The organism is Variovorax sp. 20P10.2.4 (assembly GCF_058244205.1).
This window is the reverse complement of the sequence record NZ_JBZAYE010001042.1, coordinates 1-1,648: the sequence shown is the minus strand read 5'-3', so window position 1 is coordinate 1,648 and position 1,648 is coordinate 1. Positions and strand designations below refer to the sequence as shown.

The 1,648-nt window shown below is 73.4% G+C and carries 1 protein-coding gene; it reads right to left on the bottom strand.

Going from position 1 to position 1,648, the window contains the following annotated elements:
• The coding region (locus AC27VN_RS40850; protein WP_490880416.1) for an SDR family NAD(P)-dependent oxidoreductase at positions 1 to 1,648 on the bottom strand (1,648 nt) is incomplete at both ends.

Below are 1,648 nucleotides of genomic sequence, written 5' to 3'. Positions count from 1 at the left end.
CGGCAGCTTCGCGATCAGGCCGGCGAGGGTCGGCGCCTTGAAGAACTCGCTGGGATGCAGCTCGACCGTGTAGGCCTTGCGGATGCGCGACAGCAGCTGGATCGCCACCAGCGAATCGCCGCCGAGCTCGAACAGGTTGTCGTCCATGCCGATCGGCGCGATGCCCAGGCGCTCGGTCCACAGCACAGCCAGCGCGTTCGCGAGTTCGCCCTCGGGTGCGACGAACGGGGTCGACAGCGCGGGGCGCGGATGGCTGCCGCCGGTCGCCACGGGCGGCGCGCCGCTGTCGTCGAGCAGCTCGAGCATGCCTGCGTCGAGCGGGCCGAGGCGCTGCGCGAGGTCGGTGGTCGAGATCACGGTCTGCGGGCGCAGCGGGCCGTTGACGATGCGCTCGAAGGTGCGCGCGCCCTCGGGGCCGTCCATACCGATGCCTTCGGGCACGACCATGTGCTCGGCCATGCCGAGGCCGCGCCAGGCATCCCAGTTGACCGAGAAGACGGGCCAGCCGCCCACGCGCGCCTGGGCGATCGCCACGGCGTCGAGGTAGGCGTTGGCTGCGGCGTAGTCGCTCATGCCGAGGCCGCCGGCCACGCTCGAGATCGAGGAGCAGAACTGCACGAAGTCGAGCGGCTGCCCGCGCAACGCGTCGAGCAGCGCGCGGGTGCCGCGCACCTTGGTCGAGAACACGGTGTCGACCTGCGCGCGCGTGCGCTGCGCCATGAGGCCGCCGCCCGCGTCGCCCGCCGCATGCACGATGCCGTGCAGCGCGCCGAAGCGCGCGTTCGCCTGCGCGAGCGCCGCCTGCAGTTGCGTGGGATCGGACACGTCGGCCGACAGGGTCAGCACCTGCGCGCCCAGCGCCTCGAGCGCCAGCAGTTGGCGCAGCCGGTTGCGTTGTGCCTCGGGCTGGCTGGCGTCGGCCGCCAGCGCGGCCCATGCGTCGCGCGCCGGCATCGCGGTGCGGCCCAGCAACACCAGCCTGGCCTGCCAGTGCTGCGCCAGGTGCTTCGCGATGGCGAGGCCGACGCCGCCGAGGCCGCCGGTGATCAGGTAGACACCCTCGCGGCGCAGGCGCGGCTGTGCAGCAGCCGGCAGCGGCGCGGGCTCGTACGCCTTCACCCAGCGGTGCGCGCCGCGGTAGGCCGAGAGCGGCTCGCCGGGCTCGGTGCACAGCGCAGCGGCCTCGGCGGCGATCTGCTCGACCAGCAGGGTCTCGGCCTCGCTCTCGGGCGCGGCCAGCATGACGTCGATCACGCGGCAATGAATGCGCGGGCACTCCTGCCCGATCACCTTGGCGATGCCCAGCAGCGTGGCCTTCTCGGGGCACAGCGCCTCGGCGCCGGTGATGTCCTCGACCTGGTTGGCGACGATCGCGATCGGCAGCGTGGCAGTGGCCGCGCCGCCTCCATCGAGCGCCTGCACCAGCGCCAGCAGGCTGAAGAAGCCGCGCTCGAGCAGCTCGGGCTGCGGCTGCGCGGCCGGCACCTCGTCGAGGCACCAGAGGTGATGGATGGCGCCGACAGTGCCGAGCTCGGCCTCGACCTCGCGCAGCAATCGCGCATGGTCGTCGCGCTCGCCGGGACGCAAGGTCCAGCCTTCGCGGCCGGTGCGCGCGAACGAGAGGCCGCGCTGCGCCAGCGCCACCGCA